Below are 15219 nucleotides of genomic sequence, written 5' to 3' on the forward strand. Positions count from 1 at the left end.
AGAAGGCACAGTGATAAGAAGAGGGGGAGAGAGATGGCTGAGTTAATTGATGGGAAGGCATTGGCCGCAAAGTTACAAGGGAAGTTAGCCCAAAAAACTGCTAAGTTAAAAGAGAAAACAGGACAAACACCTGGTTTGGTAGTGATTCTAGTGGGGAATAATCCTGCTAGTCAAATTTATGTACGTAATAAAGAACGCTCAGCCTTGGCAGCTGGATTTCGGAGTAAGGTAGATCGTCTGCCAGAAGAGACCAGTCAGGAAGAGTTGTTGAGTTTAATTGAAACTTATAATCAAAATCCTGATTGGCATGGAATTTTAGTTCAGTTGCCCTTGCCAGATCATATTGATGATGAAGCGGTACTGCTGGCCATTGATCCAGATAAGGACGTAGATGGCTTCCATCCTCTTAATATGGGCAAGTTATGGAGTGGCCATCCGGTTATGATTCCGGCTACTCCAGCAGGCATTATGGAAATGTTCCATGAATACGGTGTTGAACTGGAAGGTAAGCGAGCGGTTGTTATCGGGCGAAGCAATATTGTCGGTAAGCCAATGGCTCAGCTCCTTTTGGCTAAGAATGCAACAGTGACTCTGACACATTCTCGAACCCACAATCTAGCCAAGCTTGCTAAGCGAGCGGACATCTTGGTAGTGGCTATCGGTCGTGGACATTTTGTAACCAAGGACTTTGTCAAGGAAGGGGCTGTTGTCATTGATGTCGGTATGAATCGAGATGAGAACGGCAAGCTAATTGGCGATGTTAAGTTTGATGAAGTGGCTGAAATTGCTAGTTTGATTACTCCTGTACCTGGAGGTGTTGGGCCTATGACCATTACCATGCTGATGGAGCAGACCTACCAGGCCTTTAAACGGAGTCTTGAATCATGAAATTTGTTTTTGATCTGGATGGGACCTTGTCCTTTGATTATATGACGATTGATGAGGAGATTAAGCAGGTTCTGCTGACGGCTCCTCAGTTTGGGCATGAAGTTCTGTTTGCTTCGGCGCGTTCCTATCGAGATTGTCTGGGACTATTAGGTCTGGAATTGAGCCAGCAGATAGTGATTGGCCTGAACGGCGGAGTGGCTTATCAGAATGGACAGCTGATGTTTGAGCGTCAGCTGCATCAGTCGAGTTATCAAGCCATTCTAGATACTTGTTTGACCTATAATTTGCCTTTTTTCGTTGATAATACTTTTGACTATAGTGGCCAGATTTTAGAAAAAATCCCTTTTATTGCCAGTGTAGATCCTCTCAAGCGGGCAAGACGGTTGGAACTGACTGACCTCCAGCATCCTATTAAGGTTGTTATTTACATGGGGAATCATGAGCAGCTCTTAGAGGATTTAAAAGTACGTCTTGGAAACTTGCCCAGTCTAAGTCTAGATTATCATGAACATGAAAAATGTTTTTATATAAATCCAGCTGAGACCAATAAAGCTTCAACTGTAAAGGAATTATGCGGTTCGAATTATGTGGCTTTTGGTAATGATCAAAATGATATCCAGCTCTTTAAGAATTCTCTCTATGCTGTGCAGGTTGGGGATTTCCCAGGCTTGAGCGATTATGCGGATGAGCAGGTTGCCTTTCAGGAAAATCTACCCAAGGCAGTCGCAGCAAGAATCTTACAAAAATTTGCAGATTTCCGAAGAAAATAACTTTCTTGCGATACGAGGCACCTGTTTAGGTGCCTTTTGGTGTATAATGAAGATAGGTTTAGTCATGTTGAGTAAAGAGCAAGGTGGACCTGGTCTAGGAGAATATCATGTCAAATAATGCTGAAAATATTTTAAAAAAAGTCATTCGGAAACGTCCCTTGGATAGCCACAAGGGCGATTACGGCCGTCTCTTATTGATTGGGGGGACCTATCCTTATGGTGGCGCCATTATCATGGCTGCTTTAGCGGCGGTCAATAGCGGAGCAGGTCTGGTGACTGTTGCTACAGATAGAGAAAATATCGCCCCTCTGCACAGTCATTTACCGGAGGCCATGGCCTTTGACCTAGAGGAGCAAGACCTATTGACAGAGCAGCTGATCAAATCAGATCTAGTCTTGATTGGTCCTGGTTTGGCGGAGAATCAACTAGGCATAAACATCTTACAAAAGGTCGTTCAGACTATGACCGAGCAGCAGATACTCATCATGGATGGTGGTGCCATTTCACTCTTTAGCAAAACAGCTTTGCTATTTCCAAAAGCCCAAACAGTTTTTACTCCCCACCAGAAGGAGTGGGAAGGCTTATCGGGTTTGAGTTTGTCAGATCAGACGGCAGCAGCTAATCAGGCTGCGGTCAATCAGCTGCCTCTGGGCAGTATTGTCGTGCAGAAAAAGCATGGAACGACCATCTATCAAAGTGGACAAGAGCAGGTCTTTGAGCTGACAGTAGGCGGACCTTATCAGGCAACTGGCGGCATGGGGGATACGCTGGCTGGTATGATTGCCGCTTTTGCGGGTCAGTTTAAGTCAAGCAGCCACTTTGAGCGAGTGGCGGCTGCAACTCTTCTTCACTCCTTGATTGCTGATGAACTAAGTCAGGAAGCTTATGTCGTCCTGCCAACGGCAATCAGCAGGGATATTCCAAAGTGGATGAAGGAGATGAGTCAGTAGATTGTTTTTAGTTTTTAAGTATGCTGGGTTCCATTTTAAGGTGCCCAGTTTTTTCTTATTTTTAAAGGCATTTTTAAGTTTTGAAATCGGTTTTTTATACAGTTTTTTGTTATAATAAATGTTATGTAAAAACTAGATAAGAAAGGAAAAGGACATGCCAGAGTATTTGTCGGTCTCGACCTTGACCAAGTATCTGAAGATGAAGTTTGAGCGGGATCCTTATTTGGAACGGGTCTATCTGACAGGCCAGGTGTCAAATTTCCGCAGACGACCTAATCATCAGTATTTTTCATTAAAGGATGAAAATGCCGTCATTCAGGTCACGATTTGGTCTGGCGTCTACCAGAAGTTGGGCTTTGAGCTGGAAGAAGGAATGAAAATCAATGTGATTGGCCGGGTACAGCTCTATGAGCCGAGCGGTTCCTATTCTATCATCATTGAGAAGGCAGAGCCGGATGGTATCGGTGCTTTGGCTATCCAGTTTGAACAGCTCAAGAAAAAATTGGGAGAAGAAGGGCTTTTTCAAGACAAATTCAAGCAAGCCTTGCCCCAGTTTCCTAAGAAAATCGGCGTCGTAACCAGTCCCAGCGGAGCGGTCATCCGAGATATTATTACGACTGTCAGCCGTCGCTTTCCGGGAGTGGAGATTGTCCTTTATCCTACCAAGGTGCAGGGGGATGGGGCTGCAGCTCAGGTTGCTGACCACATCAGACTGGCCAATGAGCGGTCCGATTTGGATGTACTGATTATTGGTCGAGGTGGCGGCTCTATCGAAGATCTCTGGGCTTTCAACGAAGAGGAAACAGTTCGGGCCATTTTTGAGTCTCGGATTCCTGTTATTTCTAGTGTTGGCCATGAGACAGATACGACTTTGGCGGATTTTGTAGCAGATCGCAGAGCTGCCACTCCAACGGCTGCAGCTGAACTAGCCACTCCGGTCACCAAGCTAGACCTGCTGGGACACCTGCAGCAGCAGGAAAACCGCATGTCACGAGCGATTTCCAATCGCCTGAGCTATTTTCGAGAGCGCCTGAATAAACTGACCCAGTCGGTTATCTTCCGACAGCCAGAGCGGCTTTACGATGGTCATCTGCAGAAGTTAGACCAGCTCAACCTGCGACTCAAGCAAAAAATTCGCGAATATTATAGTGAAGAGCAACAGCGGGTCAAAATCTTGCAGCATCGTTTGGAGGCCTTGAATCCGCTCAGTCGCGTTCAGCGTCTTCAAGAGCAGACTGCCCAGCTGGAGCGTTTGCTGCGCAGCAACATGGCGGTCATTTATGATAACAAGGTGGCTCAGGTCAGGAGATTGTCCGAGGCCTTGCTTATGCTGGATACCAGTCGAATCGTGGCGCGTGGCTATGCTATTGTCCAAAAGAATCAAAAGGTTATCGAATCAAGTGCAGGCATTGAAGAGAAAGATGAGCTGACCTTGCTTATGCGGGATGGGCAGCTGGAAGTAGAGGTGAAACATGTCCAAAGAAAAGAAATTTGAAGAAAACTTAGCAGACTTGGAAGTCATTGTCCAAAAGCTGGAAAATGGTGATGTAGCCCTGGAAGAGGCGATTGCGGAATTTCAAAAGGGAATGAAGCTTTCAAAGGAACTCCAGGCTAGTCTGGACAAGGCTGAAAAGACTTTGGTTAAGGTAATGCAAGAAGATGGTACAGAAACGGAAATGGAATGAACCAGGAAGAAAAAATAAGACAGATAGACCAGACGATCATTGACTATTATAGTAAGAAAGCAGTGTCAGATTCTTTGGTAGAATCCATTCTCTACTCTGTTCAGGCAGGTGGCAAGCGGATTCGCCCTTTGCTATTATTAGAGCTAGTTGGGGCATTTGGTTTGCCTCTTCAGTCTGCACATTTTCAAGTAGCTTCCGCTTTGGAAATGATTCATACAGGGAGTCTCATTCATGATGATTTACCGGCAATGGATGATGATGATTATCGGCGTGGACGTTTGACCAATCATAAAAAATTTGGCGAAGCCATGGCCATATTAGCCGGAGATTCTCTCTTTTTAGATCCTTACGGCTTGATAGCTGTAGCAGAGTTACCGAGTCAGGTTAAGGTGAATTTGATTATGGAACTATCGCAAGCAGCTGGGAGCTTCGGCATGGTTGGGGGGCAAGCTCTCGATATGGAAGGGGAAGGCTGTCAGCTTGATTTGGAAGAACTTCAGGCTATTCATGCTCACAAAACGGGCAAGCTCTTAGCCTTTCCTTTTGTAGCAGCAGGATTGCTGGTGCAGGTTGAAGAAGGAGTCCAAGCTAAACTTCGCCAGATTGGTGAGTTGATTGGTTTAGCATTTCAGGTTCGAGATGATATTTTAGATGTGACAGCAAGCTTTGAAGAATTGGGTAAAACACCTCAAAAAGACTTGGTTGCAGCTAAGTCTACTTATCCGGCTCTTTTAGGGTTAGAAAAGGCAAAAGAGACTTTGGATCAAGTCTTAGATCAGGCTCAAAATTTACTGAAGGAGATCGCTCAGAATCGCCCCTTCTCAGGAGAAAGTCTCACGAAAATCATAGAAAGTTTGAGATTATATGACTAAGGAAAGAGTAGACGTTCTAGCTTTTAAACAAGGACTTTTTGAAACTAGAGAGCAGGCAAAACGGGGGGTTATGGCTGGCCTAGTTGTGTCAGTTATCAACGGTCAGCGCTTCGATAAGCCAGGTGAAAAGATTGATGATACAACTGAACTAAAACTTAAAGGTGAAAAATTGAAGTTTGTCAGCCGTGGTGGGCTAAAATTAGAAAAGGCCTTGCAAGTTTTTGGAATTTCAGTGAATGATAAGGTAACGCTAGATATTGGTGCTTCGACTGGTGGCTTTACTGATGTTTTGTTGCAAAACGGTGCAAGTCTCGTCTACGCTGTTGATGTCGGTACTAACCAATTAGCTTGGAAACTTAGGCAGGATCAACGCGTCATCAGCATGGAACAGTTTAATTTTCGCTATGCATCTGTAGCTGACTTTGAACAAATACCGCAGTTTGCTAGCATTGATGTCAGCTTTATTTCTCTGAGTTTGATTTTACCGGCCTTGAAAGAAATTTTGGCTGAAGAAGGGCAGGTTGTTGCCTTGATAAAACCTCAGTTTGAAGCAGGTCGAGAACAGATCGGTAAGAATGGCATCGTCAAAGACAAAAAGGTCCATGCAGCGGTCTTAGAAAAGGTCACTTCCTTTATGGTAGAACTTGGTTTTTCTGTCAAAGGCTTGGATTACTCTCCTATTCAAGGGGGACACGGAAATGTTGAATTTTTGGCTCATTTAAAAAAAGAAGCTCAACCCCAAAATCTAGTAGCAGACTTAGTCGGTCCAGTGGTTGAGGCAGCGCATAAGGAATTTAAGGATGAATAAAAAAGAAAGACTAGAAAAGATTAGACGATTTGTCAATGATTTTGAGATTGGTACCCAGGAGGAGATTGTTACTTATTTAAGACAGTCAGGAATTAAGGCAACACAGGCGACGGTTTCTAGAGATATCAAGGAATTAGGGATTGTAAAAACTCCACTGAAGAACAACACCTATATTTATGAAATCCCCAAGTCGGTGAGCAGTAGTTTAAAGTTAGCTGAGAATACAATTCTAGAAGCTAGCTCCTTAGGAAATATGATTAATCTGAACTTGGTTCCTGGAAGTACAGCTGTCATTAAAAGACAGATCACAGAAGCATTCTCAGAAAAAATTTTTAGTATTATCACAGATGATGATAGTATTTTGATGATTCTTAAAGATAAAGAAGATATTTCAAGAATTTTAGACGTTATCGAGAATTGGTAGGAAAGCCATGTTATTAGAAATTTCTATAAAAAACTTTGCTATTATTGAAGAAATCTCTCTTCATTTTGACCAAGGGATGACGGTCCTGACCGGTGAAACTGGGGCAGGGAAGTCCATCATTATTGATGCTATGAATATGATGCTGGGTAGCCGTGCTACTACAGATGTCATTCGTCATGGAGCTACTAAGGCTGAAATTGAAGGATTGTTTTCATTGGAAAATAGCTCAGCTTTAGAAGCAATTTTTGAAGAGCAGGGCTTGGAATTGACTGATGAACTTATTATCCGCCGAGAAATTCTGCAAAATGGCCGTAGCGTCAGCCGGGTTAATGGACAGTTAGTTAATCTATCCGTTTTGAAGGCTATTGGTCAACATCTAGTAGATATTCATGGTCAACATGATCAGGAAGAATTAATGCGCCCTCAGCTTCATATAGCCATGCTGGACGAGTTTGGAGATGAGGATTTCGTGGCCTTGAAAGCCTTCTATCAAGAAACCTTTGATCACTATCGACAGCTTCGTAAACAAGTTCTGACCTTGCATAAAAATCAAGAGGAGCATAAGGCTCGCATTGAAATGCTAGAATTTCAGATGGCTGAAATTGATAGTGCTTCCTTGAAAACTGGTGAAGACAAAGCTCTCCACCAAGAACGTGATCGCTTACTCAATCACAAGCTGATTGCTGATACCTTGACCAATGCATACGCTATGTTGGATAACGAGGATTTTTCTAGTTTGGCTAATGTGCGTTCAGCTATGAACGATATGGAGTCTATTGAAGAATATGACCCAACATACAAGGAATTATCTTCTAGTCTTTCTGAGACCTATTACGTTCTGGAAGATGTGACTAAACGGTTGGAGGATATCTTAGATGGCCTAGATTTTGATGGCAACCGCTTGATGCAGGTTGAAAGTCGTTTAGATTTGATTAACAGTATCACTCGTAAATATGGTGGCCAAGTAGATGATGTTTTAGAATATTTTTCACAAATATCGAAAGAGTACCAGCTACTGACAGGCAGTCACTCATCTTCTGAAGATTTAGAGGCAGAACTTAAAGATTTAGAAAAGCGTTTGGTAAATTTTGCTGGACAGCTTAGCCAAGCAAGACATGAGTTGGCTAAACAGCTTGAGTCGGAGATTAAGCAGGAACTGCAAGATCTCTATATGGAAAAAGCGAATTTTCAAGTTCAATTTAACAAGAGCAAGTTTAACCGTGAAGGTAATGAGCAAGTTGAGTTTTATATTTCAACTAATCCTGGAGAAAGCTTTAAGCCTTTAGTTAAGGTTGCATCAGGTGGGGAATTATCTCGTCTGATGCTTGCAATTAAATCAGCTTTTTCTCGGAAAGAAGGAAAGACTAGTATAGTCTTTGACGAAGTTGATACAGGAGTTTCGGGTCGGGTAGCCCAAGCGATCGCACAAAAAATCCATAAGATTGGCAGTAATGGTCAGGTTTTAGCAATCTCTCATCTGCCTCAAGTTATTGCTATTGCGGACAAGCAATTCTTTATTGAAAAAATTTCTGATGAAAATTCTACTGTTTCAACTGTTCGTCTCTTGGACTTCAATGAGCGAGTGGAAGAAATTGCTAAGATGTTAGCTGGTGAAAATGTAACAGAAGCCGCTTTGACCCAGGCGCGTGAATTATTAAAGAAATAGGTTTGTAGAAATACTTTTGATCAATAGGAGGAGAAAGATGACTGATTACTTTGTTATTGGGGATGTTCATGGCAAGTATGACATGCTTAATGACTTATTGCAAAAGTGGGATGGTCATTCTCAGTTGGTCTTTTTAGGTGATTTGATTGATCGTGGGGAAAATAGCCGAGCTGTTTTAGAGAAAGTTAGAGACTTGGTAAATCAGCAAGGAGCGATTTGCTTATCAGGAAATCATGAGTTTATGTTTCTGACTTGGTTGGATAATCCAGCTAAGTCTTATGACCATTACCGCCGAAATGGTGGGGATACAACTATTAATTCTATTTTGGGACGGCCTTTGGATGCTCCTGTTGACGCAGTATTGGATGCGCAAGCTGTTTTAGAAAAGGCACCAGATTTAGTTGAATTTATCCGTAAAATGCCTTTTGTGCTGGAGACAGATAAATATATTTTTGTTCATGCTGGGATTGAATTAGACTTGGATGATTGGCACGATACTTCCGACTATCAAAAAGTCTGGATTCGAGCTCCTTTCCATGAAGGAGACAATCGTACAGGGAAGACGATAGTGTTTGGCCATACACCAACTTTCTATCTTTTCCATGAAAAACCGGGGATCAGCCAGCTTTGGCAGACATCAGATGGAAAAATTGGTATGGATGGCGGTGCTGTCTATGGTGGAGTCTTGCACGGACTGCTTCTTGATGATTCGGGGATTAAAGAGCATTACTTTATAAGAAATGACCAATGTTCTTTAGAAGGTTAGCCATTCCAAAAATGAAATTATTTTGATATAATAAAAACAATAAATGCAATAAGTAGGGAAAAAATGGCAAAAATAAAAATTGTAACCGATTCTTCCATCACGATTGAACCAGAAGTTGTAAAAGATTTAGATATCACAATTGTTCCACTCTCTGTCATGGTTGACGGTGTAGTTTATTCAGATTCAGATTTAAAAGAGGGTGAGTTTTTACGCCTGATGAAGGAAAGTAAGAATTTACCGAAAACTAGTCAGCCTCCGGTGGGAGTCTTTGCTGAGGTGTTTGAAACACTGGCAGAAACAGCTGATCATATCATAGCTATTCATATGTCACATGCTTTGTCTGGTACTATTGAAGCAGCAAGGCAGGGTGCTACTCTGGCTAATGCAGATGTGACTATCATTGATAGCTCTTTTACTGATCAGGCTCTTAAATTTCAAGTAGTAGAGGCTGCTAAACTAGCTAAAGCTGGCGCTGATTTGGATGATATTTTACAAAGAATAGAAGAAGTAAAAGAAAAATCCGAACTTTATATTGGTGTTTCGACCCTTGAGAACTTGGTTAAGGGGGGGCGAATTGGTCGGGTGACTGGCTTAATCAGCTCATTGCTTAATATCCGAGTAGTGATGCAAATGAAAAATCACCAGCTCCAAACAATTGTAAAAGGCCGAGGGGATAAAACCTTTAAAAAATGGTTGAATGAGCTGGAGGATAAGTTGACGAATGCAGATATAGAAGAAATTGGCATTTCCTACGCAGGAACTCCTGCTTATGCTACAGAAATGAAAGAAAGATTGCAAAAGTTTGTTGAAAAATCAATTTCTGTACTCGAAACTGGGTCGATTATTCAAACGCATACTGGCGAAAATGCTTGGGCAATTTTAATTCGATACCGCTAAGTATTAAATAAGAAAAATCAAAGGAAATCAGCCTAGAAAAATTGTAAAAACGTTGTTTTAGGCTTGACCTAAAAACGTTTTTAAGTTATGATAGTACATGTTAGGGTATTCATTACCCGATAAAATTTTTGGAGGATTTGTTAAATGGCTAACAAACAAGATTTGATTGCAAAAGTAGCAGCAGCTACAGAATTGACTAAAAAAGACTCAGCAGCAGCTGTTGATGCAGTATTTGCAGCTGTAACTGAATACCTTTCAAAAGGTGAAAAAGTTCAATTGATCGGTTTTGGTAACTTTGAAGTTCGTGAACGTGCAGCTCGTAAAGGTCGCAACCCACAAACTGGTAAAGAAATCAAAATCGCAGCTTCTAAAGTTCCAGCTTTCAAAGCAGGTAAAGCACTTAAAGACGCTGTTAAATAATCTTGATTTTCAAAGCCTATTGTATCAACGTTTTGACGTTGTGCAATAGGCTTTTTTTGTTGCTTTGGGGCAAAGTTGGGGACATTATCTGTTTAATAGTTTAACAATATGTACGTCTATTTTTAAGTGATGTGTGTAAGTAGTTATATAATAGCCATAGAATCTGAAAGATAACTACTTTTAATGTTCAATTATTTTCAATGCTTTTTGTAATTAAATGATTTAATAAAATTATTCCAAGTCAGATTAATGATAGAGAGTAAAAAATCTATTGATAAAATTTCTTAATTACAATCATTCTTAATAGTCAAGATAGCTAATACATGATATAATGTAGGTAGCTAGTAAGAATAGGGAAGAAGAATATGAAAGAACATAAACATCATATGGATCAGAATAAAGAGTACTATCAAGATGTACTAAACCATTTGAGAGAAAAAGGAGTCCGTATTACAGAGACTCGAAAGGCTGTGATTGATTTTATTATCCAAAGCCATGATCATCCTAGTGCTGATATGATTTATCAAGCACTGTTGCCTGCATTTCCAAATATGAGCCTGGCGACAGTATACAATAATCTTAAGGTTCTGATTGATGAGGGATTTGTTTCCGAGCTTAAGGTCCGGAATGAGACTACGACTTATTATGATTTTATGGGCCATCAGCACCTTAATGTTATATGCGAAAAATGCGGTCGGATTGCTGATATGGATTTAGATTTACCAGATGTTCAGCAAGAAGCTGCAGACCAGACGGGATATCAAATCACTAAGAGTCAAATGGTGGTCTATGGTATCTGTCCAGATTGTGTGGCCAGACAGCAGGAAGCTAGTTAAAAATAAAGGGGAAGTTGGGACTGCTTTCCCTTTTTGCTAGCTTCAACATTCTGGTTAAAAATATCACAAATATCTTACTGAGACTAGCTTTTTAAGGAAAAATTTTGTAAAATATAATGGTAGCTGTATGACAGTTTTCAAAAATTAAAGGAGAATTTCTAATGGTAAAATTAGTTTTTGCTCGCCACGGTGAGTCTGAATGGAACAAAGCTAACCTTTTCACTGGTTGGGCTGATGTTGATTTGTCTGATAAAGGAACACAACAAGCGATTGACGCTGGTAAATTGATCAAAGAAGCTGGTATCGAATTTGACCAAGCATACACTTCAGTATTGAAACGTGCGATCAAAACAACAAACTTGGCTCTTGAAGCTGCTGACCAATTGTGGGTTCCAGTTGAAAAATCATGGCGCTTGAATGAACGTCACTACGGTGGTTTGACTGGTAAAAACAAGGCTGAAGCTGCTGAACAATTTGGTGATGAGCAAGTTCACATCTGGCGTCGTTCATACGATGTGTTGCCACCTGCAATGCCTCGTGATGACGAATACTCAGCACACACTGACCGTCGTTACGCTTCACTTGACGACTCAGTAATTCCAGATGCTGAAAACTTGAAAGTGACTTTGGAACGTGCCCTTCCATTCTGGGAAGACAAAATCGCTCCAGCACTTAAAGATGGTAAAAACGTATTCGTAGGAGCTCACGGTAACTCTATTCGTGCCCTTGTAAAACACATCAAACAATTGTCAGATGACGAAATCATGGGTGTGGAAATTCCTAACTTCCCACCATTGGTATTTGAATTCGACGAAAAATTGAACGTGGTAAAAGAATACTACCTTGGAAAATAATAGTTAGAAAACAGGAGGCTTAGGCTTTCTGTTTTTGATTTATTTGATATAATAGACTGTAATATTTAAAGTATGTGCAATTCTATAGAATTGTGACAGAAAGGAATCAAGTGAGAAAATCATTTTATAGTTGGCTCATGACTGAGCGCAATCCAAAGAGCAATGAACCAAAGGCGATTTTAGCTGATTTAGCTTTTCAGGATACGGCTTTTCCCAAGCACACTGACGATTTTGATGAGGTCAGTCGATTCTTGGAAGAGCATGCTAGTTTTCCTTTTAATCTAGGTGACTTTGATGCAATTTGGGAGGAATATCAAGCACATTAGAGAAAGGTTCCAAATAGTCTTTTTTTGCTTGCTTTGATATAATAAAGGTAATTCATTAAAAAATAAATGAGAGAGGTTCTTTGTTTGCAGGAACATTCAGTAGAAATTAAGTTGAGCCATCCAGATGATTCATTCCACCTTTTTGGATCTAATGAACGACATCTGCGTCTGATGGAGCAGGAATTAAAGGTGACGATTCATGCCCGTACTGAAATTGTGCAGGTATTGGGAGAAGAGACTGCTTGTGAAGAGGCTAGACAAGTGATTCAAGCTCTCTTGGTCTTGGTCAATCGTGGCATGACCATTGGAACGCCTGATGTGGTAACAGCAATTACTATGGCCAAGAATGATGAGATTGATAAGTTTGTTGCCCTTTATGAAGAAGAAATCATCAAGGATAGTTACGGTAAGCCGATTCGGGTCAAGACACTTGGCCAGAAGATATATGTGGACAGCGTTAAAAATCATGATATTGTCTTTGGAATCGGGCCAGCCGGAACAGGGAAGACCTTTCTAGCAGTGACCCTGGCTGTAACAGCTCTCAAACGAGGCCAGGTCAAGCGGATCATCTTAACTAGACCTGCAGTAGAAGCTGGTGAGAGCCTAGGCTTTCTGCCTGGTGACCTTAAGGAAAAGGTAGATCCTTATCTGCGTCCGGTTTATGATGCCTTGTATCAGATTTTGGGCAAGGACCAGACGACGCGCCTTATGGAGAGAGAAATTATTGAAATTGCTCCTTTGGCCTATATGCGGGGGAGAACTTTGGATGATGCTTTTGTAATTCTAGATGAAGCGCAAAATACGACCATCATGCAGATGAAGATGTTTCTAACTCGGCTGGGCTTCCAATCTAAGATGATTGTTAATGGAGATATTAGCCAGGTTGACCTACCACGTAATGTTAAATCTGGTTTGATTGATGCCCAGGAAAAATTAAAAAATATTTCTCAGATTGACTTTGTGCATTTCTCGGCTAAAGATGTAGTCCGCCATCCAGTGGTGGCGCAGATTATTCGAGCTTATGAACCGGCAAATCCTACCAAATCTGACACCTCTGAAGTAGTAGAGAAGGAAACTGAATAAAGAAAAAGAGCAGATTGATTTCTGCTTTTTTTCTGCGATTCTCAGCCTATTGTGATTCATAAAATTGGGGATGAAAAATACTGCACATATAATTGTGTACTTTGCTTATTGAAAAATTCTGGTGCAATAAGGAGATACATGTCAATTGTAAATCAGATAGTGAAAACTATGGTATAAAAGGCATAACTTCTGTTTTTATTAAGATGATAATATCATTGATATATCTATTACTGAGGGAAGTAATGGAAAAATACAAAATAGTAATTATTTTCTTGATTGTACTTTCATTTGCAATATTTTTGTGATAGAATGTGGTGAATATGTCTATTTAAAATGATTGAATACTAATCATTTTTAATTTGGAGATAAATTATGAAAAGGAGAAGTCGGATGAAGATGCGATTTACTACCAATTTTGGTAAAAAAATGAAGGCGTTTATAGGCCTAATCGTTTTATTTTTTTCTATTTTTCTTCTTCCAATTCAGTCTTATGCTGCGTTAGAAGAGATTAAAAATGGAACGGATATCTCTACCTTGGATATTCGTAAGTTTAATTTGAATATCAACAATGTCAGTGTTTTATCCAAATCACAGTCTGTTGATCAATTTCATTTATCAAATCCCCATTATGAATATCTAAGTGGTGGTGCCTATCCAGGTGAGATGGAGAACTTTACTCTCAAAGTAGATAAAAGTAAAAAACAGGATCAAGTTTTTGAAAATCCTCTTTCTCTAAAATTCACAAATATTGGAACCGTTAATGGTAAGCAAGTAGATGCTTATCTAAATTTCAATAAAGTAACCCTACACTATCTAAACACTGCTCAAGCAGAATCTGAGATGAATAGCGCTCAAAAATCTACTGTTGAATTTTTCTCAATCTCAGAATTGTGGGAAAGCAATGCATTTGAAATTGGGAATGTCCCTTATGTGGATGCGAATCATGATTACATCATGAATAAGGCATTTTGGATTGATGCTGATGTTACGGCAGAAATTCGCTATGCAGATGGAACAGAGACTGACTTAAAATTAGTCATGAAACCAACTGATATTGATGCGATTGATGCAAATAATTTGAAGGAAACATTCTACGTTAAAAACTATCAGAATGATGTGAATCTTCGATTAATGAACAATGCCAATGTCTTACAACAGGAAGAAGCAGGTGACCGTACTTCATGGATTGCCACTCAAATAACAGGTGGTAGTTACTATGAAAATAACGTTTCAGGTTTAGCGCTTCGTTCAAATAGTAACAGTATGAATTTCGGTTATTCATCAACTGAAACCTGCTCGGCTGTATTTGGACTTTATATTGAAAAGATTGATCCTCGGCCAGTTCTTGAGGTTGATCCAGCTGAGATGCCAGCCAAGGACGGACAAGATGTAACCTATAAAGCTACTTTTAAAGTTCCGGTTCCAGGTAAGGATATTTGAGCTGCTCCTTCATCTATTGAAATGGTCCAAAAATTTGATGAGCGCTTAGACTATAAAGAACTTAAAGTTGAATCAGGTGGAGTAACTCTGCAAGAAGGTCGTGATTATACGATTGAAAAGACAGGTCAAACAGTTACCGTTAAAATGACACCTGAATACCTAAAAGGGAACTCTTCGTCGGATATCATTATTACCTATAAAACAGCTACAAACAAAAAGGTAGAAGAAAAAGGTTCTGAAAAAATTGACAACACTGTAACATTGCATGTTGATAATTTGTCAGCTCCTTCTAATCAGGTAAGTACTGCTCTTCTTTATGAGAAGCATCATGAGTTTGTGAGTGGAACTCCAGGTAAAGAACTTCCACAAGAAGTGAAAGACCTGCTTCCAGCAACAGAAAAGAATTTATCTAATGGAAGCCAAGTAACCCCGACTCAACCAAGTAAAACCGAGGTTAAGACAGCAGAAGGCACATGGAGCTTCAAGTCATATGACAAGACTTCAGAAACCATCAATGGAGCAGACGCACACTTC

General features: G+C 40.4%; 16 protein-coding genes and 1 pseudogene. All 17 read left to right on the forward strand.

The features are described from left to right. Positions 1-33 precede the first annotated feature (33 nt). Positions 34-888 (forward strand): bifunctional methylenetetrahydrofolate dehydrogenase/methenyltetrahydrofolate cyclohydrolase, encoded by an 855-nt coding sequence (locus HMPREF3108_RS06525; protein ID WP_045773845.1) that lies wholly within the window; start codon positions 34-36, stop codon positions 886-888. Then, the gene (locus tag HMPREF3108_RS06530; RefSeq protein ID WP_070493948.1) at positions 885-1658 is read left to right on the forward strand and encodes an HAD hydrolase family protein; all 774 of its coding nucleotides are present in this window, start codon (positions 885-887) and stop codon (positions 1656-1658) included. Before HMPREF3108_RS06525 ends, HMPREF3108_RS06530 begins: the two co-directional genes overlap by 4 nt. 107 nt (positions 1659-1765) lie before the next feature. Then, a complete protein-coding gene (locus HMPREF3108_RS06535; protein ID WP_070493951.1) occupies positions 1766-2608 on the forward strand; it encodes an NAD(P)H-hydrate dehydratase in 843 nt (280 codons plus the stop codon). Positions 2609-2762: 154 nt separating this feature from the next. Further along, complete coding sequence (gene xseA, locus HMPREF3108_RS06540; protein ID WP_070493954.1) at positions 2763-4103, forward strand: exodeoxyribonuclease VII large subunit; 1341 nt, start codon at positions 2763-2765, stop codon at positions 4101-4103. Continuing rightward, positions 4081-4293, forward strand: a complete 213-nt coding sequence (locus tag HMPREF3108_RS06545) for an exodeoxyribonuclease VII small subunit (RefSeq protein WP_008809086.1) — start codon at positions 4081-4083, stop codon at positions 4291-4293. Before xseA ends, HMPREF3108_RS06545 begins: the two co-directional genes overlap by 23 nt. Further along, on the forward strand, positions 4290-5165 hold the full coding sequence (locus HMPREF3108_RS06550; protein ID WP_070493959.1) for a polyprenyl synthetase family protein: 876 nt from the start codon (positions 4290-4292) through the stop codon (positions 5163-5165). Before HMPREF3108_RS06545 ends, HMPREF3108_RS06550 begins: the two co-directional genes overlap by 4 nt. Beyond that, positions 5158-5973, forward strand: coding sequence for a TlyA family RNA methyltransferase (locus HMPREF3108_RS06555; protein WP_070493962.1), 816 nt, complete (start codon positions 5158-5160; stop codon positions 5971-5973). Before HMPREF3108_RS06550 ends, HMPREF3108_RS06555 begins: the two co-directional genes overlap by 8 nt. Next, positions 5966-6397 (forward strand): arginine repressor, encoded by a 432-nt coding sequence (locus HMPREF3108_RS06560; protein ID WP_012000168.1) that lies wholly within the window; start codon positions 5966-5968, stop codon positions 6395-6397. The genes HMPREF3108_RS06555 and HMPREF3108_RS06560 overlap by 8 nt, the downstream gene beginning before the upstream one ends. A 7-nt stretch (positions 6398-6404) precedes the next feature. Next, positions 6405-8063 carry a DNA repair protein RecN gene (gene recN, locus HMPREF3108_RS06565; protein WP_070493966.1) on the forward strand — a complete coding sequence of 553 codons (1659 nt, stop codon included), beginning with the start codon at positions 6405-6407 and terminating at the stop codon, positions 8061-8063. 37 nt (positions 8064-8100) lie between these two features. Further along, positions 8101-8829 carry a metallophosphoesterase family protein gene (locus tag HMPREF3108_RS06570; RefSeq protein WP_070493969.1) on the forward strand — a complete coding sequence of 243 codons (729 nt, stop codon included), beginning with the start codon at positions 8101-8103 and terminating at the stop codon, positions 8827-8829. 63 nt (positions 8830-8892) lie between these two features. After that, positions 8893-9726 (forward strand): DegV family protein, encoded by an 834-nt coding sequence (locus tag HMPREF3108_RS06575; RefSeq protein WP_048777894.1) that lies wholly within the window; start codon positions 8893-8895, stop codon positions 9724-9726. 144 nt (positions 9727-9870) lie between these two features. Beyond that, complete coding sequence (locus HMPREF3108_RS06580; RefSeq protein ID WP_008809079.1) at positions 9871-10146, forward strand: HU family DNA-binding protein; 276 nt, start codon at positions 9871-9873, stop codon at positions 10144-10146. A 365-nt stretch (positions 10147-10511) separates the two neighbouring features. Further along, on the forward strand, positions 10512-10982 hold the full coding sequence (gene perR / locus HMPREF3108_RS06585; RefSeq protein WP_048777892.1) for a peroxide-responsive transcriptional repressor PerR: 471 nt from the start codon (positions 10512-10514) through the stop codon (positions 10980-10982). 161 nt (positions 10983-11143) lie between these two features. Then, complete coding sequence (locus tag HMPREF3108_RS06590; RefSeq protein ID WP_008809077.1) at positions 11144-11836, forward strand: phosphoglycerate mutase; 693 nt, start codon at positions 11144-11146, stop codon at positions 11834-11836. A 110-nt stretch (positions 11837-11946) separates the two neighbouring features. Beyond that, positions 11947-12162, forward strand: a complete 216-nt coding sequence (locus HMPREF3108_RS06595) for a YozE family protein (RefSeq protein WP_045634687.1) — start codon at positions 11947-11949, stop codon at positions 12160-12162. 84 nt (positions 12163-12246) lie between these two features. Further along, positions 12247-13245, forward strand: a complete 999-nt coding sequence (locus HMPREF3108_RS06600; protein WP_046165874.1) for a PhoH family protein — start codon at positions 12247-12249, stop codon at positions 13243-13245. Positions 13246-13635: 390 nt separating this feature from the next. After that, positions 13636-15219, forward strand: a pseudogene (locus tag HMPREF3108_RS06605) (Sgo0707 family adhesin); the annotation flags it as partial.

Origin of the sequence: Streptococcus sp. HMSC10A01, from assembly GCF_001807785.1 — a bacterium.
GTDB lineage: Bacteria > Bacillota > Bacilli > Lactobacillales > Streptococcaceae > Streptococcus > Streptococcus gordonii.

What these genes read in the sequence shown, in the direction of transcription:
- HMPREF3108_RS06525 (WP_045773845.1), top strand. Translation starts at nt 34, where the DNA reads ATGGCTGAGTTAATTGATGGGAAGGCATTGGCCGCAAAGTTACAAGGG.
- HMPREF3108_RS06530 (WP_070493948.1), top strand. Translation starts at nt 885, where the DNA reads ATGAAATTTGTTTTTGATCTGGATGGGACCTTGTCCTTTGATTATATG.
- HMPREF3108_RS06535 (WP_070493951.1), top strand. Translation starts at nt 1,766, where the DNA reads ATGTCAAATAATGCTGAAAATATTTTAAAAAAAGTCATTCGGAAACGT.
- xseA (WP_070493954.1), top strand. Translation starts at nt 2,763, where the DNA reads ATGCCAGAGTATTTGTCGGTCTCGACCTTGACCAAGTATCTGAAGATG.
- HMPREF3108_RS06545 (WP_008809086.1), top strand. Translation starts at nt 4,081, where the DNA reads ATGTCCAAAGAAAAGAAATTTGAAGAAAACTTAGCAGACTTGGAAGTC.
- HMPREF3108_RS06550 (WP_070493959.1), top strand. Translation starts at nt 4,290, where the DNA reads ATGAACCAGGAAGAAAAAATAAGACAGATAGACCAGACGATCATTGAC.
- HMPREF3108_RS06555 (WP_070493962.1), top strand. Translation starts at nt 5,158, where the DNA reads ATGACTAAGGAAAGAGTAGACGTTCTAGCTTTTAAACAAGGACTTTTT.
- HMPREF3108_RS06560 (WP_012000168.1), top strand. Translation starts at nt 5,966, where the DNA reads ATGAATAAAAAAGAAAGACTAGAAAAGATTAGACGATTTGTCAATGAT.
- recN (WP_070493966.1), top strand. Translation starts at nt 6,405, where the DNA reads ATGTTATTAGAAATTTCTATAAAAAACTTTGCTATTATTGAAGAAATC.
- HMPREF3108_RS06570 (WP_070493969.1), top strand. Translation starts at nt 8,101, where the DNA reads ATGACTGATTACTTTGTTATTGGGGATGTTCATGGCAAGTATGACATG.
- HMPREF3108_RS06575 (WP_048777894.1), top strand. Translation starts at nt 8,893, where the DNA reads ATGGCAAAAATAAAAATTGTAACCGATTCTTCCATCACGATTGAACCA.
- HMPREF3108_RS06580 (WP_008809079.1), top strand. Translation starts at nt 9,871, where the DNA reads ATGGCTAACAAACAAGATTTGATTGCAAAAGTAGCAGCAGCTACAGAA.
- perR (WP_048777892.1), top strand. Translation starts at nt 10,512, where the DNA reads ATGAAAGAACATAAACATCATATGGATCAGAATAAAGAGTACTATCAA.
- HMPREF3108_RS06590 (WP_008809077.1), top strand. Translation starts at nt 11,144, where the DNA reads ATGGTAAAATTAGTTTTTGCTCGCCACGGTGAGTCTGAATGGAACAAA.